Here is a 26304-nt window from a genome sequence, read left to right as displayed (position 1 = left end):
GGGCCGCGAGGGGCCGGGCTTCCGGTCCCGCTGATCAGTGGAGTACGGCGGCGCGCAGACCGGCGAAGTCGGTGTGAACCGGGTCCAGGCTGAGCAAGGAGGCGAGGTTCAGGGTGCGTTGGCCGGGCCTGTGCTCGTCGAGGACGGAGGTCGGGAGGACGTAGAAGGACCACTGTGTGAGGTCCAGGGGGTCCAGGGTCTTCTTGTCCTGGTGTTTGAGGAGGCAGAAGACGTACACGTCCGCGCGGCGCAGGCGGGCCGGGTCGATCGCCCCGGTGACCGTGTCCCAGCCTTCCGCGGGAGCGATGGAGAAGGTGATGGCGGACAGCCTGGCCTGGCCCCACTCCTGGAGGTAGGCGGACGACTTGACCTCGACCTTGGGGCCGCCGGGCACGCGGATGTCCACCGAGTCCCAGTCCACCCGAGTGCCCTGGTCGGCCACCCCGAGCGCGAGCGCGACGATGTACTCGGCGAGCGCTCCGCGGAGCGTGTTGCCGACGAGTCCCGAATAGGCCCACGCCCAGAAGCCGAGCAGGTTGCCGTGGGCGGAGCCGTCCAGGTGGAGGGGTTCTTCCCCCGTGCGGCGGCGCGGCAGTACGGCGCCGAGTTCTGCGGTCATGGGCACATTCTCCGGCCCCGGGTCCGGGCGGGTGGACGCGGGTGGGTGCGTGAACTCGGAGCGGGCTCCGGAGGGGTGAGGGCCCGACGGACATCGCACTTGGGCGTGACGGAAAGCCAAGCGGGGGGTCGCGGACGCTCGGGCCGTCTAGTGTGCCGAGCAGGGCGAGCCGTCCATCGTGGCGACCTGTGGAGGAATCCTGTGGCATCGCAGTACGAACCCGAGCACGCTCCCGCGGGTGATGTGGGCGCGGCGCTGTTGATGATCGATTCTCGACTCAAGGGCATTCACGACGGCAAGACCGGGACGGACCCCGAACAGCAGGCGCTGATCGAGCAGTACGCCTCTTCGCTCGGCCCCAGGGAAGCCGACGACCTGCTGGACGGGGCGTGCACGCTCATCTACATGTTCATGATCTGGCTGCGCAAGGCCCACGAGGAGCACGGCAAGGACGTCATCGAGTACGTCGTGCCGAACATCGTCGCCACGCTGCGCATGATGACCAGGAGCGTGCGCCCCGAGGCCATTCCCACCATGGCGGGCCTCGTCATCGCCGCGGGCACCGGCTTGAGCCCCAATCTGTGGCGCAAGCAGTACGGGGAGTGGACCGAGGCGGAGATGAACCCGTTGGAGGCCACGGCCTTCCTCCTCGCGGAGTACATCAACCGCATGACGGGCGACCCCGACTTCGCCACCCGTCTGATCACCGACGCTCTCGCCGGGGCCGAAGGGGAGTGACGGACCCCGCCCCGTCCCTCGGAAGGGGTGCCCCGGGGGCGAGCACGGGATTTCCGTGATCTGGTGCCGGGAGGCCGATGAGTTTCGCGGCGACCGGCTGTCTACCCCTGTGAGAGACCGGAACCCCGGAAGCCGCCCCGGAAGGGTGAAGAAGATGAAGTACATGATCCAGATGAACGTGCCCGCCGCCGAGTGGGACGCCATCATGTCGTCGTACTCCCAGGACGACATGAAGGCCATGTTCGCCCACATGAACGCCCTCAACGAGGACATCACCGCCGCCGGCGAATGGGTGGACGGACAGGGTCTCGGCGGCCCCTCGCTGGCCAAGACGGTACGCGCCGGAAGCGACGGGAAGCCCCAGGTGACCGACGGGCCGGCCTACGAGGGAACCGTCCTGGCCGGGTACTGGCTGGTCGACGTCAAGAGCGAGGACCGGGCCCTGGAGATCGCCGCACGCGCCTCGGCCTGTCCCGGCCCGGGAGGGAAGCCCGGCGGTGACCCGGTCGAGGTGCACCCGATCCCCGGAGACCCGACCCAGGCCTGAGCCGGGTGCCCTCGACCACGTCGCTACGGCGAGGCCGAGGGCGGGGGCGGGGCCGAGGGCGGGGCCGTCCCCGGCGGGGGCGAGGCCCGGTCCGCGACGAGGCGGACCGCCGCGATCGTGAGGTCCGGGTCGTGGATCTGGACGTAGTGGTCGCTCCCGGTCGCCAGCAGGTGCGGGGTCTGCGGCCGCAGGCCCACCAGGGCCTGCTGCGCCTTGGGCCAGGCCTTCTCCAGCTTCGCCACCAGATCCCCGGACATCGTGGGCGGTACGGCGAAGGGCTCGGTCTTGCTGAGTACCGCGACGGGAACCGGGGGCAGCGGTCCGCCGCGGTCGAGGGCGGTGACCCCGCCCTCGATGTCCACCTGCTCGAAGTCCGGATCGGCGTCGAAGGGCGTACCGGGATGCCGCAGCGCTTCCACGTACGCCGCCCAGTCCGCCCCCATCGCGGGCTTCAGCGCCGGTCCCAGCGCGTCGACCAGGACGAGCCCGCGCGTCCGCTCCGGGTGCTCCTGCGCGTAGCGCAGCGCCAGCATCCCGCCGAAGGAGTGCCCTACCAGAAGGTACGGACCCGGCACGTGCCCGGCCGTCAGTACCCGGTCCAGGTCCTGGACCATGGCCGGCAGGGCCCGGGTACCCCGCACGGGCGTGCTGCGGTCCGTCAGCTCGGGTGGCTCCGTGTAGCGGATGGTCCCCGGCCGGTCGTAGGTGCACACCCGGGTGAACGCGGCGACTCCCGGCAGCACGGCCGGGGCCTTCGGCACGGGTGGTGCGGTGTCGGTCAGGGACCACGGGTCGGAGGCCTCGTGCAGCCCGGCGAGCAGCACCACGGTCGGACTTCCGGAGCCCGAGCAGCGCAGGTACAGGCTCCGCCCGCCGCCGATGTCCACCCGCTGCCCGGTGTCATCACCGCCGGGCGGCGGCGCGGCGGCCGCCAGCAGTACGGCGGCCACCGCGGCCACCGCCGCCCCTGGCACACGCCAACGCATACCCCCAGGCTCCCTCGCTCCCCTTCGGCCCGCCATCCGGGCCCGGTGCGAGGGGTGCGGGGCGGGGACGCTAGGCGTCAGACCATCAGCAGCAGCCGGGTGTTCGATACGAGCTTCCGGTTCACGCTGGTGCTCTGCACGAAGATCGTGAACTCGTCGTTGTGGTCCGGCTTGACCCGCGCCTCCACGGCGGGCAGGCCGAGCAGGGCCCGGGCCTGCGGCCCCGTGTACACCCGGTCCGTCTTCTTCTCCAGCACCGCGATCTGCTTCTTCGCCTGGATCTTCTCCGGCTTGCTGAGCTGGTAGAACGCGCCACCGGTCTTGTAGGTGTGCCCGGATTCGACGACCCACTCCCGGATCGCGGCGTCGCGCGCCACCGGGATCAGCTGGTACCCGGAGGGATCCGCCGGCGTGAGACCGGCCGCCTCGATGGTGTCCTTGTTGACCACCTCCGCGCCCGTGGAGAAGACCGCCCGCGATCCCCGGATCCCCTTGGCGCGGCCCACCATGAACTTCTCGGTGGCCTCCTTGATGACCTGCCCGGCCTCCTCCAGACCCTGCGTGCTCGTGGCGTCCCAGATGGCGATGTTCTCCTTGGGGAAGCCGCACTGCATGGCCTCCCGCTTGCCCATCTGGTCCGGCACCAGGACGGCCAGCGTCCAGTTGTCCTCCTGCTTCTCGATCATCTCGGCCACGGCCTTCACCAGTGCGCGCGGATCCTTCGCGGGGGCGTCCGGGGAGCGGTGGCTGGCGTTCTCCTGGCCGTCGGTCAGCACGAACGTCAGGAAGCTGTGGTCGCCGTACAGCTGGGCGGTCTGCGCCAGCTCGCGCTGCGACTTCAGCGAGGCCGCCAGCAGTGCGGTCATGCCGCCGGTCCGGTACAGCTGCTTCAGCGACGGCATCCGCAGCACGTCCTTGTCGTAGACGACGCACTCCACCTTGTCCGCGAAGACGTACACCGTGACGCGGGTCTCCTGGTCCAGCTCACCCGAACGGCGGGCCAGGTACGCGATCTGCTGGTCGGCCACATCGACGACCTTGCGGCTCAGGTGCGACATGGACGAACTGGCGTCCAACACAAGAGCGACGTGGTTGATGTAGTTCTGGTTTCCGGACATGGAAGCTCCCCCTCGTTTCCGACTGGATGCTCCTACCGTCTCACCCGCCACTGACAATCGATCATGGGTCCGAGCCCGGACGAGGGGCCCCGCCCGGAGCCGAATGGGGCCGCGCGACGCGTCATGTGACGTGTCGAAACGTTACGCCAGTGGCGTTCGAGTGAACGGTCGTTCCTGTCGGCCCCGCCGGGCGTTGAATCGGCTGACGCGTCCGTCCATGGGAGCGTCGCCAGATCCTTGAGTCCTTAGGGGAACCAATGCGTATTCGCTCCGCCGTCACCGCTTCCGTCCTCGCCGCCGGCATCCTGCTCGGCGGCGCCGGCGCGGCCCTGGCCAACGACGGTGTCGACATCGACTACTTCTCGGGCGGCCACAAGGCCTTCTCGTCCAACTGCTCCTCCGCCGCCGCCGTCCCGGCGCCGTTCGGCCCCGCCTACACCTCTTCCTGCGCCAAGGACGGCGAGGCGGAGTGGGTCAAGGGCGGCCACCTCGGCGCCAACTAGGACCGTCCGGCCCCGGCCGGCGCGCGGGGGCGGCAGGACGGCGACGTCCACCGCCCCCGCGGTGTCGGCATCGTCAGCGGTGCCCGCCCCGCGCCGCGAGCCGGTGGCGCACGGCCAGGACGAGGACCGCCGTGGCGAGCACGGCCGCACCGCCCAGCCGCAGGATCGCGTCGTACGCCTCCTCCGGCGACCGCCGCGGAGTCATCGCGGAGATCCCCGCGGCCGCCCCGGCCAGCGCGATCGCGCCGCCGGTGACCAGGAACGTCAGCAGGACCCCCGACGCCTCCCCGGCCCTGGCCGGAGGGACGAGCTGCTGGGTCGCCACGCTCGCGTAGGTCCAGCCCAGCCCCAGGCCCAGCCCGCACCACGCGAACACCGGTACGTACAGCCACCAGGCGGTGACCTGGGTCAGCGCGTACATCCCCGTGCCCGCGCCGATCCCGGCCAGCGCCATCACCGTCGTCGGCCGCAGGCTCCGCCCCAGCCGCGCCCCCAGCGGCCCGCTGAGCGCCACCAGCAGGGCCGGAGCGAGGAAGACCGTGCCGGCCATGAGCGGTGAGAGCCCCCGTACGCCCTGGAGGTAGAGGGTGGCGAGGAAGACGGTGACCCCGTAGGCCATGTTCGTGACCGTGCCCATCCCGGTGACCAGGACGTACGGGACGTCGCGGAACAGCCCCAGATCGACCAGCGGGTGCCGGGCCAGCCGCTCGCGCACCAGGAACAGCCCGCCGCCCACCACCGCCACCGTGAAACCGGCGAGAACGCGGGCGCTGCTCCAGCCCCAGGCGTCGCCCCGTTCCACGGTCAGGGTGACGGCGGCGAGGGCGCCGACGAGCAGGGCGCAGCCGAGCACGTCGAGCTCGCGCGGCGCCGACGTGTCGCGGGAGTCCGGGACGTACACGAGAGCGGTGAGGAGCGAGAGCAGGCTCAGCGGCGCTATCACCCAGAAGATCCAGCGCCAGCCGGGCCCCTCGGTGAACCCGCCGCCCACGAAGGGCCCGATCGCGGTCCCGATGTTGGCGACGCCGAACACGGCGCCCAAGGCCCTGCCGCGGGACTCCTCGGGAAAGGTGTTGGTGATGACCGACACGGCCACCGGGAAGACGAACGCCGCACCCACCCCCTGGGCGATCCGGGCCGTGACCAGCGTCCCGAGGCCGGGAGCCAGCGCGCACCCCACGGTCCCGGCGGTGAACAGGGCGGATCCGGCCAGCAGCGCCGCCCGCCGGCCGAAGACGTCGCCCACCCGGCCGCCGATGATGAAGAAGCACCCGATGGCGAGCATGTACGCGGACAAGGTCCACTGCGCGGCCGACACCGTGACGCCGAGCTCCGTCGCGATGCCGGGAATGGCCAGATTGAGCGCGAAGAAGTCGAGCTGGACGCAGAAGAGGGCGACGGCGACCGCGATGAACGCTCCCTTCCGTGCCGCCGCGGACGCTTCTGCGGGCATGAGGGGGGTTCCTCTCAGCGGGGTGCCACGGCTCCGGAGTCCGGGGACTGCTGGAGTCCGGACGCGTCTACCGCCTCGAAGTCCGAACCCTTGAACCCCTTCAGCGCGTTGAGCTGCGCGTTGTCCCAGCCGGGGTTCTCCTCGCCGGTGAGGTACCAGGGCGACCCGTTGTCGGCGACGATGGCCCCGTACTTCTTGAGGGCCTCGGCGACGGCCAGGGCCTGGGGTCCCAGGGCCGAGGTGTCCACCGAGCTCTTGAGCCGCAGCCGCTGCCCCATGGGCGGCAGCGACGGGTCCGCGGCGGCACCCGCCTGATGCCGGGCCGGCCACACGTAGCTCTGGTCCGTGCGGGGCACGGTCATCCGGATCGCGTGGTCGACCTGACCGCCCGCGGCCTCCTCGTAGCGCACCAGCCCGGGCAGGATGGCGAGCCCGGCGGCATCGGCCGACGTCCAGTCGGCGGGCCGCAGCGCGTTGCTCCGCAGGTCGAAGACCGCGCCCGAGCCGGCGTGCCAGGCGTTGTCGCCCTGCCGCGTGGCGTTCCAGAGTTCGTAGGACTTGCACAGGGCGCGGTCCCAGACGACGACGTGGCGGTCCCCGGTGCTCGCCGGACCGTTCTCGATCGCGGCGTCCCGCGGGATCCGGTACCCGGACGCGTCGCTCTCCTCGGCGATGTCCAGCGAGACCGGCGATTGCGGCACCGTCGTGTCCGAGACGGTGATGGGAATGCCGAACGGCTGGCCGTCGACGAGCCCCGCCCCGAAGTCCGGGTGCAGGGGCTCGGTGGCCCCGATCGAGGAGACGTACCGGGCCGAGTCCGGGTGGACGGGAAGCGCGTCCACGGGAGCGTGCCAGAAGCTGTCCGGCGGGGCGGTCGGGCAGGACCCGTCCTGCGGGCCGGCGGCGACCAGGCACGCGGCGGCGACGGCGCAGACGACGGCGACCACGGGCATCCGCCGCCTGGAGCCGAGTGCGGTGGGGGGATTCGCTGCCATGACCTCACCTCTCAGCGATCCCTTCCAGCGTAGGCACGTTCCGGTCCCGGCGCTCCGCACCCGGCGGCCCGGGCGGCGGGCGGCGCGCTCCCGGCGCCCCACGAGTGCTCCCGGTTGCCCGTGGTGGCTGAGGAAACGTTCCGCGTTCCATGAGATGTGCGGGTCGACCGCGCACCACCCAGTCCGTGGGCGGGGGGCCGGAGCGCCGGGCGCGGATGGGCGCGGGGCTGAACCGGATCGCGGTGCGGATCGCCCCGTACGCCGATCCGTTCGCGGCCCAGCTGCTCAGCGACCTCGCCGCGTGGGTGTTCGCCTTCGACGACCTCTGCGACGAAGAGCTCCCGGACCTCACCTCCACGCGGATGCTCACGATGGTGGCCCGCCTCCAGCGGACGATCGAAGCCCCCGAAGTCCCCTCGGCGACGACCCCTTCGGCCTGGCCCTGCGCGACATCCGGCTCCGCGTGGACGCGATGGCCACCCCGGTGCAGACCAGACGGTGGGAGGGCGGGGATCGTCGTGGCCGACAGCGATATCCACTCCTTCGCCAAGGAGAGCCGGCGCGGAAGTCGCAGCGGCAACCTGATCACCCTCCCCGGGCAGGGGGTGCAAGCCGCGTACGAACTCCGGGACTCGATCGCGCGCCGGTTCCTCCACCTGGGCCGGCAGACCGCGCAGGCCCCGGAAGACCTCGCGGCCGCACCGCGCTCCCCGCGCCGGCACGGTCGTCCGCGGCCGCTTCGTCACCCGCCGGTGCCGCGCCAGATGTTGTCGAAGGCCGCGTTCTCGATGGCCCGGCGTTGCCGTACGCCGGCCAGCTCCGCCACCGCGTCGTTGACGGCGGCCAGTACCGTCGCGACGGCGTCGTCGGCCACGTCCGGAGCGTCCGCGCCCCGGTCGCCGCCGCCCCCGAGCGCTTCCGCCAGGAGCACGAGCACGGGATCCTGTGACTTCCACCGCTCCTCGGCCCGCCGGCGGGCCGCCGAATCGGCCGGAGCCAGCTCACCGGCCCGGAGGGAGAACCCGCGGCGGCGCTGCCGTACGAGCTGCCCCTCCTCTTCGAGGACGGCCCGATAGCCCGCGGACAGGCCCAGCCCCCTGCGCCACAGCCAGTCGGTGACGGACTCGTAGGGCGCCTCCCGCACGAGCGACCGCGCCGCCGCGTCCAACAGGGGATCACCCGGCGGCGCCGGCTCGCCCGGCGCCGGCACGATGTGATCGCCGTCGAGCCCGATGGCCCCTGCCGCGAGGAGGTCGACGATCTCGGCCCCCGCCAGCGCGAGCGACAGCTCGCCCTGTTCGACGCTCCGACCGGACTCCGCGTCCATGGAGATGATCAGCAAGTCCCGCGGTGTGGTCATCAAGGGATCCTCTCGTCCGCGCAGGCAGGGCGCCGTCCCATTATCGATCAGCGGGGTCACCCGGGGACGGGCCCGACCGCGGCCGTTCGAAAGTCGTCACATTCGCGCCGAGCCCGGAAGCGCGGAGGTGAGCGCTACGGGAGCAGTTCCAGGGTGATGTGCGGGGACAGGGCGCGCAGGAAGTCCGGTGCGTCGAAGATCTCGCCCGCGGAGGCGACCCCGACCGTGCGGGTGCGGCCGGTCAGGACGCGCTCCAGGGCCTCCACGACGAGGGGGGCCGTGACGGCGTAGATGTCCTGACCGTGGGCCACGGCGCGGCGTTCGGCGCCGCCCGCGCGGACGACCGCGTCGACGAGGAAGGTCTGGTCGGACCGTCCGCTGTCGTCGGCCGCGGACGGAGCCGGGGTGCCGGGGGCCGCGATGTCACGGACCGCCTCGACCGTCATGTAGGTGGTCACGTCCGGGATCGACAGATGGCTGGGCACGGTCACCACGTCGGCCATCGTGAACTCCCCGATCACCTGCCGGGCACCCATCGGCTCGGGGAACCGCCACTCGACGGTGGGCGCGGCGTCGGTGCGGTACTCCCACTGCCCGCCGGTGTACCGCATGCGCCGCTCACCGCGCCGCTCCCGCGAGACCGCGCCCGAAAGCCGCGTCCCCGCGGTGGGGTGCCAGCTGCTCAGGGCGTACGCGATGTGCGCCTCGTCGGCCTCGGTCCAGTCGCCCATGGCCGCCGTGGCCAGCAGGTCGCCCAGGCCGCCGAAGAAGGCCATCGCCGGGACGATCACCGCACCGGCGTCCCGCGCCCGGTCGGCGAAGTGCGCGAAGGTGTCGATGTTGGCCTCCAGCTCGGCGGCCACGTCCAGGTAGGGGATCCGGGCCCGCAGGGCCGCCTCGATCACGGGACCCGTCGTCGAGGCGAAGGGCCCGGCGGCGTTGATCACGGCGGCCGTGCCGGCCAGCGCGCGGTCCAGGGCTTCGGGGTCGCCCACCGTCGCCGGACGGGCCTCCAGACCGGTCTCGTACGCCAGCGCCTTCAGCTTCTCCTCGTCGCGGCCCGACAGCACCGGCACGAACCCGCGCTCCACCAGTTCCGCCACCACGAACCGCCCGGTGTGCCCGTACGCGCCGAACACAGCCACCGTCTGACCTGATCCCATGGTCCCGCTCCCCGTCAATCGCCCGTACCCGGATGACCCGCCGCGGACCCTCCGGGGCCCGCCGCGCTCTGTCATGAACATCCTGTCGCGAACATCATCCGCACACCACTGTCCGGAACGACATGACCCGTACACTTCCGGACATGCCCAACGTCGCACTGGCCGTCACCGACGGCATGCTGCACTTCGAGTTGTCCCTGGCCTGCGAGGTCTTCGGATCGGACCTGACCCACCTCGTGGACCCCTGGTACGGGTTCTCGCTCTGCGGACCGGACGCCGTACGCATCGACCGCTTCCGCCTGGAACCCGACCACGGCCTCGACCACCTCGCGCGCGCGGACACCGTGATCGTCCCCGGCTGGGCCGACGTCGACCGGGACCCGCCGGCCGAGCTCATCGACGCGGTCCGCGCGGCTCACCGGGCCGGCGCGCGCGTGGCCTCCCTGTGCACGGGCGCCTTCGTGCTGGCCGCCGCCGGCCTGCTGGACGGCAAGCGCGCCACCACGCACTGGGCGCACACCGAGGAACTGGCCAGGCGCCATCCCCTCGTCACCGTGGACCCCGACGTCCTCTACGTGGACAACGGCAGCGTGCTGACCTCCGCCGGCAAGGCCGCCGCCATGGACCTGTGCCTGCACCTGGTGCGCCTCGACCACGGCTCCGCCGTCGCCAACAAGATCGCCCGCCGGCTGGTCGTCCCGCCGCACCGCGACGGCGGCCAGTCCCAGTTCGTCACCACCCCCGTGCCCGCCCCCGGCAACCATCCGCTCGCGGACCTCTTCCCCTGGGCGCTCGAACGCCTCGACGAACCGCTCACCGTGGAAGACCTGGCCCGACGGGCCCGGATGAGCTCACGCCACCTGGGCCGCCACTTCAAGTCGGTTACCGGTACTACCCCGTTGCAGTGGCTGCTCACCCAGCGCATCCGCCACGCCCAGGAGTTGCTGGAGACCACGGACGACACCGTCGACACGATCGCGGCGGCCACCGGCATGGGGACCGCCACCACCCTGCGCCGTCACTTCGCCCGCACGGTGGGCGTGCCGCCGGACGCCTACCGCCGTACGTTCCGCTCCCGGACCGCCCCGGCCCGTACGACGGCGTGAGCGAATCTTCGTACGTTTCCGATCGTATCGATCGATTCGATCAAAAGAATCAGGTGAACCGTTGACGACGGCGCAGGGCCCTCCCTAGATTCGCCGCATGGCGACTCCCGAGGCCTTCACCACGGCCACCGCATCCCGTTCCGCTTCACCTTCCGCCTGGTGGCGCAGTGCCGCGATCTACCAGATATACCCGCGCAGTTTCGCGGACGGCGACGGCGACGGGATCGGCGACCTCGCCGGGATCCGTGCCCGGCTCCCGTACCTGCGCCGACTCGGCGTGGACGCGGTGTGGATCAGCCCCTGGTACCCGTCCCCGATGGCCGACGGCGGCTACGACATCGCCGACTACCGGGACATCGACCCGGTGTTCGGCACCCTGGCCGAGGCCGAGGCGCTGGTGTCCGAGGCGCACGACGCGGGCATCAGGGTGATCGTCGACATCGTCCCCAACCACTGCTCGGACCAGCACCCCTGGTTCCGCGCGGCCCTCGAGGCCGGCCCCGGCTCGCCCGAGCGGGCGCGCTTCTGGTTCCGACCCGGTCGCGGTGAGCACGGCGAACTGCCGCCCAACAACTGGCAGTCCGTCTTCGGAGGCGCCGGCTGGCGGCGGGTGACCGAAGCCGACGGCGCGCCCGGCGAGTGGTACCTGCACCGGTTCGCCCCCGAACAGCCCGACTTCAACTGGGAGAACCCGGAGGTCCACGCGGAGTTCGAGTCGATCCTGCGCTTCTGGCTCGACCGGGGCGTCGACGGCTTCCGCATCGACGTCGCCGACAACCTCGTCAAGGACCCGGCGCTGCCCGACCACGAGAGCGGGCCCACCCCCTGGGCCGACCAGGACGGCGTCCACGAGATCTACCGCGCCTGGCACAAGGTCCTCGACGCCTACGACCACGACCCGGTCTTCGTGGGCGAGGTGTGGACCTCCGACCCCGAACGCTTCGCCCGGTACCTGCGCCCGGACGAACTGCACACGGCCTTCAACTTCCCCTTCCTGCAGAGCCCCTGGGACGCCACGGCCCTGCGCACGGTCATCGACTCCACCCTCGCCGAGCACGCTCCGGTCGGCGCCACCGCCACCTGGGTCCTGTCGAACCACGACACCACCCGCCACGTCACCCGCTACGGCCGCGCCGACACCTCGTACGCCCTCGACGGCCGCCGCGTCCACGGCGTCACCGCCGACCTCGGCCTCGGACGCCGCCGGGCGGCGGCCGCGGCCCTGCTGACGATGGCCCTGCCCGGCTGCGTGTACGTCTACCAGGGCGACGAGCTGGGCCTCGACGAGGTCGAGGACATCGCGCCGGAGCTCCGACAGGACCCGACGTTCTTCCAGACCGGCGGCGAGGACCTCGGCCGGGACGGCTGCCGGGTCCCCCTCCCGTGGGGGGACGAGGCGCCGGACGCGAGGTCCTGGCTGCCCCGGCCGGCCGCGTGGGACGCCCTGAGCGTGCGCGAGCAGAGCGCGGACCCGGACTCGATGCTCGGCTTCTACCGCCGGGCACTGGCCCTGCGGTCCGCCCGGACGGCCCTGCGCGAAGGGGAGTTCGCCTGGCTGTCCGCCCCGGCGGGCGTGCTCTCCTTCGCCCGCACCGCGGCGGGGTCCTCCGTACGCTGCCTGGTGAACCTCTCGGGAACGCCGCTCGTGCTGCCGGACCACACGGAGGTCCTGATCGCCAGCGGCCCCGCGGAGAACGGCACCCTGCCCCCGGACACCGCGGTCTGGCTGCGCTGAACCAGCCGCGGCGCGGGCGGGCCGTGGGCCGGTGCGGGGACGGCGGGCCGGGGCTCAACGGCCCGCGTTCCGCCGCCCGCCGGTACGGGCCCCGCGCGGCAGGGTGGCGACGGCCAGCGGCAGGGTGACGGCCAGGACGCAGCAGGCGACCGCGAAGGCCGCCGAGGTGGCGGTGACGGTGATGACGCCCGCCCGGTCGGCGGCGTCCTCGTTGGCGGCCAGTGCGGCGGCCCCCGCCGCCGCCAGCCCGACCGCGCCGCCCAGTTGCCGGATGCTCTGGCGCAGGACGGAGGCGTCGGGCCGCTTCTCCGGGGGAACCGCGCGCATGAGCTCGGCGCTCAGGGCGGGAACCGGGAGTCCCATCCCGACTCCCGCGAGGAGCATCCCGGGGACCTGCCAGAGGTACTCGCGCGCCGGCAGGACGGCCGTCCAGGCCACCGCGCCGACGGTGGCCGCCGTGAGTCCGAGCAGGACGGGCACCCGGAGGGAGCGGTAGCGGTCCAGCAGGTACCCGGAGAGGAAGGTTCCCGCCGCCGAGGCGGCGACCAGGGGGAGCAGGGAGGTGCCGGTGGCGAGGAGCGAGAGGCCCAGGGCCTGGCGCAGGTAGACCGTGCCGTGCACCAGCAGGATCAGCTGGGGTGCCTGCACCAGGAAGGTGAGCGCCACGGCCACGGCGTACGGGCGGATGCCCAGCAGGCGCAGGTCGAGGAGGGGGTGGCGGGACCTCAGGATGAGCCGCACCGCCAGGAGCACCGCCCCGGAGCCGGCCGCGAGCGCCGCGAGCGCCCTGGCGTCGGTGAAGCCCCAGACCCCGCACTGGTACAGCCCGAGGACGAGCAACACGAGGGAGAGGATCACCACGAGCGGCTGGACCACGGACAGGGCGCCGCCCTGCGCCCGGTTGCTCAGCCGCGCGCGTGCCATCATCCACAGGCAGGCCGCGCCGACGGGCAGGTTGACGAGGAAGACGGAGCGCCAGCCCAGGAGTTGGGTGAGGACGGCGCCCACGATCGGGCCGAGGACGAGGAAGAGCTGGGCCAGACCGGCGTAGACGGCCAGGGCCCTGCCCCGGTCCCGTTCCTCGTACACGTCCGCGATCACGGACGTGGCCACCGGCATCATCAGCGCGCCGCCGACGCCCTGTACGGCCCGCACCACGACCAGGTACGGCTCGGCGGCGCCGCCCGAGGGGGCCAGCGCGCAGAGCCCCGAGGCGGCGGCGAAGAGCGCGGCGCCGGCGCGGAAGGTGGTCAGCCGGCCGATCCGGCGCGCCAGCATGCCCCCGACCGGCACGAACGCCGCCAGCGCGAGGACGTAGACGAGCACCACGCCGTGCATCATGAAGGTGGTCAGCCCGAGGCTGTGCGCCATCGGATCGAGGGCCACCGCGACGACGGTCTGGTCCAGACTGACCATCCCCGCCGCGCACCCCACGGCCGCGACGACGTAGCGCCTGCGGGTCGGAGGCGGGCTTGCGGGCGAGGGCCGCGGTTGCGGAGTCGAGTCCTGCTCCCGAGGTCGGCCACCCCCGCGCAGGGGGTGGGGCGGGCTGCGGGCCTGGTCCCGGGGGTGGTCGGGCGGATCGCGCCGCCAGGTTCCGGCGCCCGGTCAGTATGGGCGGTGACGGCTGGTCAGGCGCGGACCGGCGGGTCTGGCGTGGCGCGGCGGACCGGAGTCCGCCGGGGGTCAGGACCAGATGCCGCGGAGCAGCAGCCGCAGCTGGCCGGCGAGCCGGGTGGCGTCGAACGCGTCGGCGGAGGTGAGCGCGAGGCGCGCGAAGTGCTCCGCCGAGGCGACCAGCGCGTGCGCGAGGATCTCGGGGTCCGGCGCCGGCCCCCGGGTGTCCGGCGCGGACGCGATCCACGAGGCGACCCGGCGCCGGAACCGCTCGCGGTCCGCCTCGACGCGCGCGCGGACGGCCGGGGGAGTGCCCGCCGAGGTCAGCAGGATCAGGCGCCAGGTGTCCGGGTCCTCCCGCAGCATGGCGGCCATCCGGTGCACCGCCTCGCAGGCGAACTCGACCGGGTCGTGGGTGCGGCGGGCGTCGGGAACGGATCCGAGCAGGCGGGTGAACGCGAGCTCCTGCTGTCGGTCGAGGAGGGTGAGCAGCAGGTCGTCCAGGTCCTCGAAGGCCCCGTAGACCACCGAGCGGGCGACCTGCGCCCGTTTGGCGATCGCGTCGATCGATACCCGGCCGTACCCGTCGTTCACGATCACGGCGAGGGCCGCGTCGAGCAGTTGCTCGCGGCGTTCGGCGATCGGGACGCGCGGAGCGTAGGGACGCCGCCTGCGCGGCCTGTCGCTGGAAGAGGTCGGTGTCGACACCTTGGCATCTTACGACAGTCGTGTCTTAATTTAAGACAGTCCTGTCTTATTGAGGGAGCGGTACGCACCCGCTGCCGGGAACACGAGGAGCGGCCCGATGGCCCGACTGCACGGCAAAGAGGTCGAACCGCACGCGGACTACGGGTTCTTCGGTCCCGGCTCGGTGGTCTGGAAGGTGTGGAGCTACCCGACGGCGCCCACGGTGGGCTTCCAGCGCTCCGTGGTCGTGGAGGAGCTCGACCCGCCGCTGGTGGCCGCGGTCCACGGCACCCAGGGCATCTACGACCGCACGCGCACCCGCTACGACCGCACCCTGCGCTACTTCGCCATGGTGGCCTTCGCCGGCTCGGACCAGGTGTGCAAGGCGGCCGACGTCCTGGTCAAGGTCCACTCGAAGGCCATCGGTCACCTGCCCTACGGCGAGGGCACCTACGACGCCAACGACCCCGCCTCGCAGCTGTGGATACAGCTCACCGGCTGGCACTCGATCCTCTACGCCTACGAGAAGTACGGGCCCGGCAAGCTCACCGCCGAGGAGGAGAAGGAGTACTGGGAGTCCTGCGCCCTCGCCGCGGAGTTCCAGACCTGCTCGCCCGACGACGTCCCGCGCGACCGCGCGGGAATCCGGGCGTACTTCGAGAGCATGCGCCCGCGGCTGGAGGCCAGCCCGATCGCCCGGCAGGCCATGAACCACCTCCTGAACACCGACCTCGTCCTGCCGCCGACCCAGTGGTGGATGAAGCCGGCGCGGACGGTCGTGGCGAGGACGCACCGGATCGCGACCATCGCCACCATGCCCCGCTGGATGCGGGAGATGGCGCAGATCCGGCAGTCGCGCGTCCTGGACGTGCTCGTGGTCCCGGTGATGCGGGCCTCCTTCGCGCTCGCCCACCTCAGCCCCCGCGTCGAACTGTTCCTGCTGGGGATGCTCTCCCCCTCCACGGTCACGGTGGTCGCTCCCGTCAAGCTGGGCGTCCCGCCCCGCGTCGAGGAGGTCCTCACCCCCGAGCAGGCCCGTACCCGATACGGCTACGCGAAGCCCGCCGAGGCGCACGCCGAGTTCAGGGCGCGCCAGGCGGTACGGGTCTTCGGCGACGGGAAGCCCCCGAGCGAGCAGGGACTCATCGAATCCCAGGAGGTGCTCGGCCCGCTGGCCTGACGCGGCGGGATCCGAAAAGATTCGAAAGAGACGACCTAGTGCGCGAACCGGCCGCAGAGCCAGTTGCCCGGTTCCGCCGGGTCGTCGCTCATCCAGAACTGGCGCCACAGCAGCGCGAATTCCTCGCGGCTGAGGTGCCCGTCGCCGTTCAGGTCGAGCAGTTCGAAGACGCCCGTCATGTCCACGGGCTGCCCGTTCCAGGTCTCGACGAGCCGGTGGTGTTCCTCCGGCGAGATGCGGCCGTCGCCGTTGGAGTCCACGGCGGCGAACACGGTGTCGGCGGTCGCGGTGACCTCCGCGACCATCGCGGGCAGCCTGTCGACGAGGGAGAGCAGCTCGCCCATGTCGACCGCGCCGTCCCCGTTCGCGTCGCCCGCTTCGAGCAGCGCCGCCCACCAGCCCATCAGCAGTGCCTCGACGCGTGCGCGCAGCTCCGTCCCGGGGCCCACTCCCGGGAGCCGGCTCCAGCGGTCGACGAGCGCCGCGAAGTCCCGCTCGCGCAGATAGCCGTCACCGTCCGCGTCGAACGCGGCGAACATCCCCCTGAGCTTCTGCTCCTGAAACGCGCTGGCCATGACGGGCCTCCCTCGTAGCGGACAGCGCGTAACTCTAGGCGGGGGCGCGCCCCCTCCTCCACGGGCACATGTGGGCGAGGGGTCACCCCTCAGTGGTGCGCGGCCCGCTCGTCCGCTCGTCGAGGGGGACGCCCAGCCCGCCGGCCAGGGCGGTGAGGGTCGTTCCCAGGGGGAGGGCGATCCGCGCGGCGGCGTCGCGGTCGCCGCGGGTCGGGTCCCGGTTGACGATCAGTACGGGCTTGCCCGCCCGGGCCGCCTGGCGGACGAACCGGAGCCCGGACATCACCGTCAGCGAGGAGCCCAGGACCAGCAGCGAGGTCGCCGCGTCGACCAGTTCCCGGCAGTGCTCGACGCGCCGCGGCGGGACGTTCTCGCCGAAGAACACCACGTCCGGCTTGAGGATGCCGCCGCAGATCGCGCAGGGGACCGGGCGGAAGTCCACGACCTGCGCGTCGGTGAGGTCGGCGTCACCGTCCGGGTTCAGCGCGGCGGGCGTCGGCGCGAAGCCCGCGTTCGCCTCCTCCAGCCGCCGGGCGAGCTCCCGGCGCGGGCTGAGGTCCCCGCAGGAGAGGCAGACGACCCGGCCCAGGCTTCCGTGGAGCTCCACCACCCCCTCGCTGCCCGCGGCCTGGTGCAGGCCGTCCACGTTCTGGGTGATCACGCCGGCGAGCATCCCGGACCGCGCGAACGCCGCGACGGCCCGGTGCCCGGCATTGGGCGCGGCGCGCCCGAACGTGCGCCAGCCGAGGTGGCTGCGTGCCCAGTAGCGCCGCCGGGCCGGTTCCCCGCCGGTGAACTCCTGGTAGGTCATGGGCGTGTGCCGGCGCAGGCTGCCCCGCTCGCCCCGGTAGTCGGGGATGCCCGACTCCGTGGACATCCCGGCCCCGCTGAGCACCAGCACCCCGCCGGCCCGCAGCGCGTCGGCGACCGGCCCCGGGTCCGTGGTGCCGGGCGGCAGGTCCGCGGTCGGGGTCCAGCTCAAGGTGGGGCGCGTACGCATGCCGCCAGCGTACCGATGTCCTCACCCCTCGGCAGGCGGGTTGCCAGGCAGGTGATAACGCTGTTATTTTTGCAATACGCAGTTTCCGCACGAGCGCACCGGGGGTTGTCATGAACGGCACGCACGTCACGATCCTGGACGATGGCAGGGAAACCGTCGTGGCCGCGGACGAGGGCCCGGCGGGCCGCGTCCTGCTGACCGCGGAGGAAGCCGAACGGGCTCTCGGCTGGGTCCGCAAACCGCACGGCTGGTGCCGGGGCGACCTCTGCGTACCCGCCTCGGCCGCCGCCCGGGCCGAACACGAGGGGCTGCTCGACCCCGTGGCGTTCGCCGGGATCCTCGACCGCCCGGTCGCGACCGACACCGGAGTGATCGCCCTCGGAGTCTCCGCGCGGGAACGCTCCCAGGCCCTGGCCGGTGCCACCGCCCCCGACTTCACCCTCCCCGACGCCGACGGCGTGCCGCACTCGCTGAGCGAGCTGCGCGGCCGCAAGGTCGCCCTGGTCTTCTGGGGCTCGTGGTGCGGCTGCCGCTACGACCTCCCCGAGTGGGAGCGCCGCCACGCCGCACTCGCCGCCCACGGCTTCAGCGTCCTCAGCGTCGCGGTGGACCGCCGCGTCGCCGACGCCGCGCCGTGGATCGCCGAGGCCGCCGTCACCCACCCCGCGCTCATCGACACCGACGGCTTCGTGGCCGACCTCTACGACGTCCTGAACGTCCCGACCGTCCTGTGGATCGACGAGAAGGGCAAGGTCGCCCGACCCAACGACACGCAGTTCGCGACGGACCTGTTCCGCGAACTGTCGGGTCTGGACTCGGGCGCGGCGCTGGCCGCACTGGACCGTTGGGTCCTGACCGGCGACAGCGGCCTGTCCGAGGAGGACGTCACCCGCCACACCCGCCGCGCCACGGCGACCCAGCAGTCGGCCCGTACCGAAGCGGCCCTGGCCCTCTGGCTCCACCGGGCAGGCCGAACGGCCGACGCCGAACGGCACTTCGCCCGGGCCGAGCACCTCGCCCCCGAGGACCTGACGATCTGGCGCGGAACCATGCCGCTGCGCGGCACGGACCCGATGGGCGACGAGTACTTCGCCAAGCGCACCGCCCTCACCGAAGCGGGCATCCCGATCTACCGCCCCCTCGGCGACTGGCAGCGGGCATGAGCGGCGGCCTCTTCGCCCGCGCCCAGCTCGAAGGCCAGGAGGCCCTGCGCGCGGCCCTCCTCGACCTGGCCGCGCAACTCCTCGCCGCGGAGGGCCCGGCCGCCCTGACCATGCGCCGCATCGCCACCGCGGCCGGCTGCTCGACCACGGTCCTCTACCGCCACTTCGGCGCGAAGGACGGCATCGCCGCAGCCCTGTACCAGGAAGGCTTCGACCGGCTGCGCCGCGGCCTGGAGGCCGTCCCGCCGTCCGCGGACGCGGCCGCGCACCTGGCCGCCCTGGGCCGGGCCTACCGCGAGAACGCCCTCACCGAACGCAACCTCTACCAGGTGATGTTCGCCGGCCTCATCCCCGGTTTCACCCCCACCCCCGAGGCCCGCGCGGTCGCCGCCGCCAGCCTGGAAGTCCTCCGCGAAGCCGTACGCGCCTGCGCGGAGAGCGGAGTCTTCCGGCCGGACGTGGACGTGGAGGAGGTCACGGACGTCATCTGGGCCGCCGCCCACGGCTCGATCACCCTGGAACTCGCGGGGCACTTCCCGGCCCGGACCGCGGAGCGCCGCTACCGGACCCTCACCAGGGCCGCGGTGGCGGCGTTCCTGGTGCCGGCGAACGGCTCGCCGTGAGCAGCCGTCACGCGCCCTCCCGCGCGCGTACCGTGGGGGTACGACCCGCCGGGAGGACCAGCCGATGAGCGCGCAGCCCGACCACGCCACCGTCACGCCGTACGCCCCCGCGCCGGGAGCCCCGGCCGAACTCCTCGACCGGCTGCGCGACGACCGGCGTGCCCCGCAGTGGGTACCGGCCTTCGAGCGGGAGTGGACCGCCGCCCTGGAGGAGTCCCGCCGCACGTTCTCCCTGGCCGCGCTGTACGAGACCCTCCAGGTCTGGCAGGCCCGCCTCGCCTCCGCCCCCGCGGTCGACGCGTTCGTCGCGTCCGGCCACGACGACGGCGCCTTCGTGGAGGCGGCCGAGCTGCGGAGCAGGCGCCGGTGACCGGACAGCCGTACGCGATCCGCTTCTCCGGGCCGGCCGCGAAGGTTCTCGACACCCTCCCCGAGCACGCCGAGGACGTGGTCTGGGACGTCCTGGACGCCGCCGCGGCCGATCCCTGGGGATTCCCGCAGTGGGACCCCGACGACCCCGAGGGGCAGGACGTACGCCTGGCCTCCGTCGGCCGGACCTCGCTCACCTACTGGATCAACCGGCCCCTGCACCGCCTGTCCGTGCTGAACGTCCTGTGGCTGGGCTGAGGGTCCTGAGGGCTCAGACCGCCGGGGGGTTGAGGCGGGCGAAGCCCTCCTGCCGGTGGTACGGGAAGTAGGGATAGGGGGCCGTCCGGCTGCTCGCCGCGTCGAGCTTCGCCATCTGCTCCGGGGTGAGCGTCCAGCCCACGGCGCCGAGGTTCTGGCGCAGCTGCTCCTCGTTGCGGGCGCCGATGATGACGGAGGACACGGTCGGCCGCTGGAGCAGCCACCGCAGGGCGATCTGGGGGACCGCCCGGCCCGTCTCCCCGGCGATCTCGTCCAGGGCGTCGATCACGCGGTAGAGGTACTCGTCCTCGACCGGCGGGCCGTAGTCGGCGGTCTCGTGCAGCCTGCTGCCGGCGGGCAGCGGCACGCCGCGGCGGATCCTGCCCGTGAGCCGGCCCCAGCCGAGCGGGCTCCAGACGATCGCGCCCAGGCCCTGGTCGAGTGCCAGGGGCAGGAGTTCCCATTCGTAGTCGCGGCCGACGAGGGAGTAGTGGACCTGGTGGGCGACGTAACGCGGGCGGCCGTGCCGGTCGGCCGCGGCGAGGGACTTCATCGCCTGCCAGCCGGAGAAGTTCGAGATGCCGGTGTAACGGATCTTCCCCGCCCGGACCAGGTCGTCCAGGGTGGACAGCACCTCCTCGACGGGGGTGCCGGCGTCGAAGGCGTGCAGCTGGAACAGGTCGATGTAGTCGGTGTCCAGGCGGCGCAGGGCGTCGTCGACGGACGTGATCAGGCGGGCCCGGGAGGTCCCCGCCCCGCCGGGGCCGTCGCTCGTGGGGAGGCCTGCCTTGGTGGAGATGAGCACCTGGTCCCGGCGCCCCTTGAGGGCGGCCCCCAGGACCTCCTCCGAGGCGCCGGCGGAGTAGACGTCGGCGGTGTCGAACATCGTGACCCCGGCATCGACGCAGATGTCCACGAGGCGGCGCGCCTGCTGTACGCCGGTGTCGCCCCAGGCGCCGAAGAGCGGCCCCTGCCCGCCGAAGGTGCCCGCTCCGAAGCTCAGTTCCGGGACCAGAAGCCCGGACGCACCCAGCCGCCTGTACTCCATGACGCATCCTCTCATCGCCCGCGCATCCATCTAATGGGTCTGCGGTTCCGTTAAGATGGCCCGAGCGTATCAAGTCCTGGCAGCTAATGGAACTGGAGTCCCGTTATGGAGTTCACCGACGCCGGACCGGACAGGGTGGAGGGCCCGGCCGCCCCGGCGGCCGGGCCGGGGAGCGCGCGGCCCGGAGGCCGTACGGCGCGCGTGCGGGAGGCCGTGCTCCGGGCCGCCGAGGACGTCCTGGCCGAGCGGGGTTTCGCGCACCTGGACCTCGCCGACGTCGCGCGCCGCGCGGACGTCGGCAAGACCACCGTCTACCGCCGCTGGGGCACCGTCGCCGGCCTCGTGGCGGACCTGCTCGCGGACATGGCGCAGCAGTCCGTTCCGCGGGCGAGGACGGGTTCGCTCCTCGGGGACCTGACGGCCAACGCCCGGCTGGTGTGCCGCACCCTGGCCGACCCCCGGCAAGGAGCCCTGTTCAAGGCGGTGATCGCGGCCGCCACGTACGACCCGAAGGCGGCCGAATCGCTGCACGGGTTCTACGCCGTGCGCGTCGAGGAGTGGGCTCCGTGCGTCGGGGAGGCCGTGGTCCGCGGAGAACTGCCCGGGGGGACCGACCCGCACGAGGTGGTCCGCGCGGTGTCCGCCCCCCTCTACTACCGCCTCCTGACCACGACCCTCCCGCTCGACGAGGCCCATGCCGACCGCTCGGCGGCCGCGGTGGTGGCGGCCGCGCGCGCGGGGGCGTACGTACGGGAGGCGTGAGGGGGCCCCTGGGTTAAGGGCTCCCGTACGGCCGGGGCGTGGAGGCGGCGCCGCGGCGCGGCGCGGGTTATGGGTAGATTGCCGGATGCGGGGAAAGTGCTCGACAACAGCACGCCGCCGCATAGAGTCCCAGCTCAGGAAGCCAGTTCCCGAAGCCGCGGGGATGAACCGGGGGCCTCTGGGTCCGGCTTCCCCCGGCGGCTCTCGGTCACAATGAGGCGCTGGGCGGTGCGGTGGCCGAGAACGGAGACGAACTGATGAGCGGGGCCGACGAGGGACGGCAGTGGCCGGACGAGGTCAGTGTCGACAACGCGAGGACGACGCTCCTGCGACTCCTCGCACGAGCAGGGGTCCCTTCCGGTGACGCGAGCGAACTGATCGGCCTGCTGGAAGCGGGCGCGCTGGCGCTCGCGTACGAGGAACTGAGCGGCCGGGACCGGAGCGCGCCGGGGGACAAGGGCGAGCCGTACGAGTCGGGATGGCTCGACGGAGCCGGAGACCTCCTGGCCGAGCTGGGCGAGGTCACCGAGCGGACCCTGCTCCGGGTGGTGAGCCCGGACGGGGAACAGGACGCGGCCGGACACCGCCCGCGGGCCAGGCGCATGGAGGTGGAGCGGACGCAGGTGGCCCTCACGCCCCTGTACCTGTCCTTCGCCGAGGTCTCGGAACTGGATCCGGAGGCCACCGAGGAAGTGCTCACCGCCGTCCTCGCCACGATGAGCCCGAGGCTGCGGGCCCGCTACGCCGGGCGGCTGACGGAGTTCACCGACGCCCACCGGACCCGGCTGGGGCGGCTGTTCACGACGTTCGGAGCGGGCAGTGCCATCACGGTGCACGGCCGCTTCTCGCTCGTGCACTCCGCCACGAGCATCGCCGTGCTCGAACGCCTCGCCGCCGAGCCGCAGGCCCTGCGGGAGGAGTGGGACGCGGCGGAGCTGCCGCCCGCGTGGCTGGACGGGCTGACGACGGCCTGGAACGCCTCGGCCTGACCTCCTGTCCGGTCGCGGCGGCCCGGCTTCCGCCGTCCGGCCGTCGTGGCCCGCCGTCCGCTCGCCGCCCGTCGTGGCCCGCCGTCCGCCCGCCGCGATCCGCTCCCTTGACCCGATGTGGCCGTTCGATCAAGATCCCCGCATGACCCTTCCCGGACTGCCCCGCGAAGACCGCGAGTCGAGCCCCTTCACCGGCTACGGCCGGGCCCACTGGGAGGCGGTGGCCGACGGGCTGCTGCGTGCGGCCTGGCGGTGGGCCACGCCGCGCGGGGCCCTGCTCGACCTGCCGGGAACCCCCTCCGCGTCCGGGGTGCGCTCCGACGGTCTCGAAGGCTACGCCCGCACCTTCCTCGCCGCCGCCTTCCGGGTCTCGGGGGCCGGGGGAGCGGACCCGTACGGCTGGCTGGAGCGGTACGCGGACGGCCTCGCGGCGGGCACCTGGACGCCGGGCCGCGACGACGCGGAGTCCTGGCCGGTCATCCGCGACGTCCACGCGGGGGGCCAGCCGATGGTCGAATCGGCATCGGTGGCCCTCGGGCTCCGGCTGACCCGGCCGTGGCTGTGGGACCGCCTCGACAGCGCGGTGCGGGACCGGACCGAGGAGTGGCTGCGCGGCGCCCTGCGGCATCTGCCCAGCCCCAACAACTGGTACCTCTTCCCGTACACCGTGGCCGGATTCCTGGAGTCCGTCGGCCGCGGCGACGCCGAGACGGCCCGGGCCCGCAGCCGGGCCCTGGACCTCATGGAGGGCTGGTACGCGGGCCAGGGCTGGTACGCCGACGGCGACGGCCGGGCCTTCGACCACTACAACGGCTGGGCGCTGCACCTGTATCCGGTGCTCGACGCCCACCTGGACGCCCACCCCGACGCACCCCTCGACCGGCACCCGGACACCCACCCCGACGCCTCGCCGGACGGCAAGGCTCCGTACGGTGACCGCCTGCGGGCCCACCTGGACGGCTTCTCCCTCCTCTTCGGGGCGGACGGGGCGCCGATCCACTTCGGGCGCTCCCTCACCTACCGGTTCGCCGCCGCGTCGGCCGTCGGCCTCGGCGCCGTCACCGGCCACACTCCGCTCGCCCCCGGCACCTCGCGCCGCCTGATCAGCGGGTCGCTGCGCTACTTCCTCGACCGGGGCGCCGTCGGCGCGGACGGCCTGCTCAGCCTCGGCTGGCACGGTCCGCACGGGGCGACCCTGCAGCGGTATTCCGGGCCGGCCTCGCCGTACTGGGCCGCCAAGGCCTTCGTCTGCCTGCTCGCCCCGGCGACGCACCCCCTGTGGACGGCGACGGAGGAGCGCGCGCCCAGTGAGGGGCCGGACCGGGTACTGGCCCTGCCCGCGCCGGGGTTGCTCATCCAGACCACCCGCGCCGACGGGATCGTACGACTGCACAACCACGGCAGCGACCACGTCGGGCCGGACCAGCCGGAAGCGGCCCGCGACGAAGACCCGCTCTACTCCCGTCAGGCCTACTCCACCCGCAGCGGCCCCACCGCGAGCGCCAACACCCCCGACAACCACCTCGCCGTGGTCGTGGGCGGTGTCCGCAGCGTCCGGCGGCGCATCCACCCGCTGGGCACCGGCCAGGGGGACGGCTGGGGCTGGGCCGCGTCCTGGCACCGGCCGGTCTTCCCGGGCGGCGCGCCGTCGGTCCCAGGCCTGCGGGTGGAGAGCGTCACCTTCGTCCGCGGCCCGCACGAACTGCGCGTGCACCGGGTGTCCGGAGCCCCGTCCGGAGCCCCGCCCGAGGCCCGCGTGGAACAGACGGGCTGGGCCACGGGGCCCGAGGAACCCCTGCGCTCGGAACTCCACCCGGTGCACGGCTGGGAGACCCGGGACGAGGCGCGGGCGCCGGCCGGGACCGCCTTCACCCGGTGGGCGAGCGTGCCCCGCCTGACGGCCGGAGCCGGCGGGACACGCCTGTACGCGGCGCTGGCCGCCCTCAGTGGCGAGCCGGATCCGGCGGGGACGAGCGGGGCGGGGACGAGCGGGGTGTCGACGAGCGGGGCGGTGACTGTGGTGACGGCCGACCAGGGATCCATCGAGGTGCGGTGGGCGCAGGACGGATCGCTGACCCGCATCGCCTTCCAGCCCCTCCGCGTGGAACACCTGCCGCCCGCCGCCGGGTAGCGGTCACCGGTCCTGGATGCGCCGGAAGGGCTGGTCCGCCTCCAGTTCGAACGCGATCTCCAGCAGCTTCCGCTCACCGCCGGGGCGCGCGGCGAACATGACGCCGACGGGCAGCCCGTCCGGCGTCGTGCTCGCGGTCGGCACCGAGATCGACGGGGTGCCGACGACGTTGTCGACCGGCGTGAACGCCACGTACGCGAGGATCCGCTCGATGAGCTTCGCGTAGGGAACGGTCGGGCTGAGGTGGCCGATCGGCGGCGTGGTGTGGGCGAGCACGGGCGACATCACGAGGTCCAGCCCGCGGAAGGACGCCGCGTAGGCCTCCTTCGTCCGCTTCAACCGCCGCAGCACGCCGGGGGTCCTGCGCCAGTTCCGCAGGTACTCCTCGCGCAGTCCCTGGCTGAGGCCGTCCATGCGGCGGCGGTCGAAGTCCGCGCCGAGGGTCCGGCCCGTGGCGCCGAGGAGGAAGGACAGCATCCCCCAGTAGGTGAGGAAGTCGTCGGTGAAGCTCGGATCCATGCCCAACTCCACCGGTTCCACGGTGTGTCCGAGCCGTCCGAGCGTCTCCACCGTCTCCTTGACCGCCGCGCGTGTGGAGGCGTCGGAGTGCACGCCGTTCGGGGAGTCCAGTACGAACCCGATGCGCAGCCTGCGCGCCGAGGGTCCTTCGACCAGGCCCACGGGAGGCAGTGCGGGACTCCGCCGGTACGTTTCCGCGGCGGCGAGGAACGCGGCGGCGTCCCGCACGGAGCGGCTGACGACTCCGTCGGAGATGATGTCGAGCGGCAGCCGGCGGCCCAGGTCGCTGGCCACGACCCGCCCCCGGGACGGCTTCAGGCCGACGAGGCCGCAGCAGGCCGCGGGTATCCGGATCGAGCCGCCGCCGTCGTTGGCGTGCGCGATCGGCACGGCCCCGGCGGCGACCAGCGCCGCGCTGCCCCCGGAGGAGCCGCCCGCCGAGTAGTCCGTGTGCCAGGGGTTGCGCACCGGCTCCGCACCGTCGTACTCGGTGGTCGGGCTGAACCCGAACTCGGGCAGCCGGGTCTTGCCCAGGACCGTGACACCGCTGCTCAGGAGCTGCCGCGTGAACGGCGCGTGCCGCTTGGCCGCCCGCGGCCGGAACGCCGCGCTGCCGTGGCCCGTGGGCAGCCCCTCGTAGTCGGTGTTGTCCTTGACGAAGGTCGGAACGCCGGCGAAGGCGCCGCCCGTCGCGTCGGCGTGCGCCGCTCCGGCCGCTCCGTTGGCGTGCACCTGCACCGCGCCCAGCCGTGCGTCGACCGCCCGCACCCGCTCACCGGCGTCACGGGCGGCCTCGGCGGGGGAGACCTCACCCCGCCGGATCGCCGCGGCGAGACCGACGGCGTCGTGCTCTCCCAGGGCGTCGTCCCGGAACGCGTGCACGATGGTCGGTCCGTCGAAAGTGGTCACCGCTGCCTCAGCCTCCGCCGTGTGGATGGTCGTCCGCCATCATGGCCTACCAGCAGGTAACACGCGAGGTTTTCCACGGCCATTCGATGCCGTCGCATCCCAACCCGGCCTCCCCGCACGAGCCGTGGCCCGTGCGGAGCGACCGCCCCCC

At 73.2% G+C, this 26304-nt stretch carries 26 protein-coding genes; 13 read left to right on the top strand and 13 right to left on the bottom strand.

Translation table 11 applies throughout. The features are described from left to right. Positions 1–34: 34 nt before the first annotated feature. The gene (locus tag OG730_RS01430; protein ID WP_327302365.1) at positions 35–619 is read right to left on the bottom strand and encodes a hypothetical protein; all 585 of its coding nucleotides are present in this window, start codon (positions 617–619) and stop codon (positions 35–37) included. Positions 620–820: 201 nt separating this feature from the next. Between OG730_RS01430 and OG730_RS01425 the strand changes: the two genes are divergently transcribed. Together OG730_RS01425 and OG730_RS01420 are read left to right on the top strand one after the other, a co-directional pair. Continuing rightward, positions 821–1357 (top strand): hypothetical protein, encoded by a 537-nt coding sequence (locus OG730_RS01425; RefSeq protein WP_327302364.1) that lies wholly within the window; start codon positions 821–823, stop codon positions 1355–1357. 154 nt (positions 1358–1511) lie between these two features. Further along, positions 1512–1904, top strand: coding sequence for a YciI family protein (locus tag OG730_RS01420; protein WP_327302363.1), 393 nt, complete (start codon positions 1512–1514; stop codon positions 1902–1904). Positions 1905–1927: 23 nt separating this feature from the next. Here OG730_RS01420 and OG730_RS01415 read toward each other — a convergent pair whose 3' ends face one another. Continuing rightward, complete coding sequence (locus OG730_RS01415) at positions 1928–2890, bottom strand: alpha/beta fold hydrolase (RefSeq protein WP_327302362.1); 963 nt, start codon at positions 2888–2890, stop codon at positions 1928–1930. A 77-nt stretch (positions 2891–2967) separates the two neighbouring features. After that, complete coding sequence (locus OG730_RS01410) at positions 2968–4008, bottom strand: vWA domain-containing protein (protein ID WP_327302361.1); 1041 nt, start codon at positions 4006–4008, stop codon at positions 2968–2970. 257 nt (positions 4009–4265) lie between these two features. Here OG730_RS01410 and OG730_RS01405 point away from each other — a divergent pair, with 257 nt between their 5' ends. Then, entirely contained in the window at positions 4266–4511 is a 246-nt protein-coding gene (locus tag OG730_RS01405; protein ID WP_327302360.1) for a hypothetical protein, read from the top strand. A 73-nt stretch (positions 4512–4584) separates the two neighbouring features. On the opposite strand, the gene OG730_RS01400 is transcribed toward OG730_RS01405, so the two are convergent. From OG730_RS01400 to OG730_RS01385, 4 genes are all read right to left on the bottom strand, one after another. Beyond that, positions 4585–5964 (bottom strand): MFS transporter, encoded by a 1380-nt coding sequence (locus OG730_RS01400; protein WP_327302359.1) that lies wholly within the window; start codon positions 5962–5964, stop codon positions 4585–4587. 14 nt (positions 5965–5978) lie between these two features. Further along, positions 5979–6959, bottom strand: a complete 981-nt coding sequence (locus tag OG730_RS01395; RefSeq protein WP_327302358.1) for a hypothetical protein — start codon at positions 6957–6959, stop codon at positions 5979–5981. Between the two features lie 742 nt (positions 6960–7701). Beyond that, a complete protein-coding gene (locus OG730_RS01390) occupies positions 7702–8319 on the bottom strand; it encodes a GOLPH3/VPS74 family protein (protein ID WP_327302357.1) in 618 nt (205 codons plus the stop codon). 134 nt (positions 8320–8453) lie between these two features. Continuing rightward, entirely contained in the window at positions 8454–9482 is a 1029-nt protein-coding gene (locus tag OG730_RS01385) for a saccharopine dehydrogenase family protein (protein WP_327302356.1), read from the bottom strand. A 143-nt stretch (positions 9483–9625) separates the two neighbouring features. Here OG730_RS01385 and OG730_RS01380 point away from each other — a divergent pair, with 143 nt between their 5' ends. After that, positions 9626–10588 carry a helix-turn-helix domain-containing protein gene (locus OG730_RS01380; RefSeq protein ID WP_327302355.1) on the top strand — a complete coding sequence of 321 codons (963 nt, stop codon included), beginning with the start codon at positions 9626–9628 and terminating at the stop codon, positions 10586–10588. A 97-nt stretch (positions 10589–10685) separates the two neighbouring features. Continuing rightward, positions 10686–12323, top strand: a complete 1638-nt coding sequence (locus OG730_RS01375) for a glycoside hydrolase family 13 protein (RefSeq protein WP_327302354.1) — start codon at positions 10686–10688, stop codon at positions 12321–12323. Positions 12324–12377: 54 nt separating this feature from the next. Here OG730_RS01375 and OG730_RS01370 read toward each other — a convergent pair whose 3' ends face one another. Together OG730_RS01370 and OG730_RS01365 are read right to left on the bottom strand one after the other, a co-directional pair. Then, positions 12378–13739, bottom strand: a complete 1362-nt coding sequence (locus tag OG730_RS01370; protein WP_327302353.1) for an MFS transporter — start codon at positions 13737–13739, stop codon at positions 12378–12380. A 270-nt stretch (positions 13740–14009) separates the two neighbouring features. Further along, entirely contained in the window at positions 14010–14648 is a 639-nt protein-coding gene (locus tag OG730_RS01365) for a TetR/AcrR family transcriptional regulator (protein ID WP_327302352.1), read from the bottom strand. A 97-nt stretch (positions 14649–14745) separates the two neighbouring features. Between OG730_RS01365 and OG730_RS01360 the strand changes: the two genes are divergently transcribed. After that, entirely contained in the window at positions 14746–15807 is a 1062-nt protein-coding gene (locus OG730_RS01360; RefSeq protein ID WP_327302351.1) for an oxygenase MpaB family protein, read from the top strand. Between the two features lie 35 nt (positions 15808–15842). Here the strand turns inward: OG730_RS01360 and OG730_RS01355 are convergent, their stop codons facing one another. Both OG730_RS01355 and OG730_RS01350 read right to left on the bottom strand, forming a co-directional pair. Next, the gene (locus OG730_RS01355) at positions 15843–16382 is read right to left on the bottom strand and encodes an EF-hand domain-containing protein (RefSeq protein WP_327302350.1); all 540 of its coding nucleotides are present in this window, start codon (positions 16380–16382) and stop codon (positions 15843–15845) included. Between the two features lie 82 nt (positions 16383–16464). Beyond that, the gene (locus OG730_RS01350) at positions 16465–17382 is read right to left on the bottom strand and encodes an NAD-dependent protein deacetylase (RefSeq protein WP_327302349.1); all 918 of its coding nucleotides are present in this window, start codon (positions 17380–17382) and stop codon (positions 16465–16467) included. Positions 17383–17492: 110 nt separating this feature from the next. Here OG730_RS01350 and OG730_RS01345 point away from each other — a divergent pair, with 110 nt between their 5' ends. The 4 genes from OG730_RS01345 to OG730_RS01330 all read left to right on the top strand — a co-directional run bounded on the left by OG730_RS01345 (position 17493) and on the right by OG730_RS01330 (position 19795). Beyond that, on the top strand, positions 17493–18545 hold the full coding sequence (locus OG730_RS01345; protein WP_327302348.1) for a redoxin domain-containing protein: 1053 nt from the start codon (positions 17493–17495) through the stop codon (positions 18543–18545). After that, positions 18542–19168, top strand: a complete 627-nt coding sequence (locus tag OG730_RS01340) for a TetR/AcrR family transcriptional regulator (protein WP_327302347.1) — start codon at positions 18542–18544, stop codon at positions 19166–19168. The genes OG730_RS01345 and OG730_RS01340 overlap by 4 nt, the downstream gene beginning before the upstream one ends. 64 nt (positions 19169–19232) lie before the next feature. After that, positions 19233–19538, top strand: coding sequence for a DUF6247 family protein (locus OG730_RS01335; RefSeq protein ID WP_327302346.1), 306 nt, complete (start codon positions 19233–19235; stop codon positions 19536–19538). Continuing rightward, entirely contained in the window at positions 19535–19795 is a 261-nt protein-coding gene (locus tag OG730_RS01330; protein ID WP_327302345.1) for a hypothetical protein, read from the top strand. The genes OG730_RS01335 and OG730_RS01330 overlap by 4 nt, the downstream gene beginning before the upstream one ends. Positions 19796–19808: 13 nt before the next feature. Here OG730_RS01330 and OG730_RS01325 read toward each other — a convergent pair whose 3' ends face one another. Continuing rightward, positions 19809–20843: an aldo/keto reductase gene (locus OG730_RS01325; RefSeq protein WP_327302344.1), complete on the bottom strand. Its 1035-nt coding sequence runs from the start codon at positions 20841–20843 to the stop codon at positions 19809–19811. A gap of 105 nt (positions 20844–20948) precedes the next feature. Between OG730_RS01325 and OG730_RS01320 the strand changes: the two genes are divergently transcribed. From OG730_RS01320 to OG730_RS01310, 3 genes are all read left to right on the top strand, one after another. Continuing rightward, positions 20949–21605: a TetR/AcrR family transcriptional regulator gene (locus OG730_RS01320; protein ID WP_327302343.1), complete on the top strand. Its 657-nt coding sequence runs from the start codon at positions 20949–20951 to the stop codon at positions 21603–21605. A 233-nt stretch (positions 21606–21838) separates the two neighbouring features. After that, positions 21839–22594, top strand: a complete 756-nt coding sequence (locus OG730_RS01315; protein ID WP_327302342.1) for a hypothetical protein — start codon at positions 21839–21841, stop codon at positions 22592–22594. A 142-nt stretch (positions 22595–22736) separates the two neighbouring features. Next, a complete protein-coding gene (locus tag OG730_RS01310; RefSeq protein WP_327302341.1) occupies positions 22737–24725 on the top strand; it encodes a DUF2264 domain-containing protein in 1989 nt (662 codons plus the stop codon). Between the two features lie 3 nt (positions 24726–24728). Here the strand turns inward: OG730_RS01310 and OG730_RS01305 are convergent, their stop codons facing one another. Continuing rightward, positions 24729–26153 (bottom strand): amidase, encoded by a 1425-nt coding sequence (locus tag OG730_RS01305; RefSeq protein WP_327302340.1) that lies wholly within the window; start codon positions 26151–26153, stop codon positions 24729–24731. Positions 26154–26304 lie beyond the last annotated feature (151 nt).

Origin of the sequence: Streptomyces sp. NBC_01298 (assembly GCF_035978755.1) — a bacterium.
In the GTDB taxonomy this organism is placed as follows: domain Bacteria; phylum Actinomycetota; class Actinomycetes; order Streptomycetales; family Streptomycetaceae; genus Streptomyces.
Note: the sequence above shows the minus strand (reverse complement) of the source record. Positions and strands in the feature narration are given on the sequence as shown.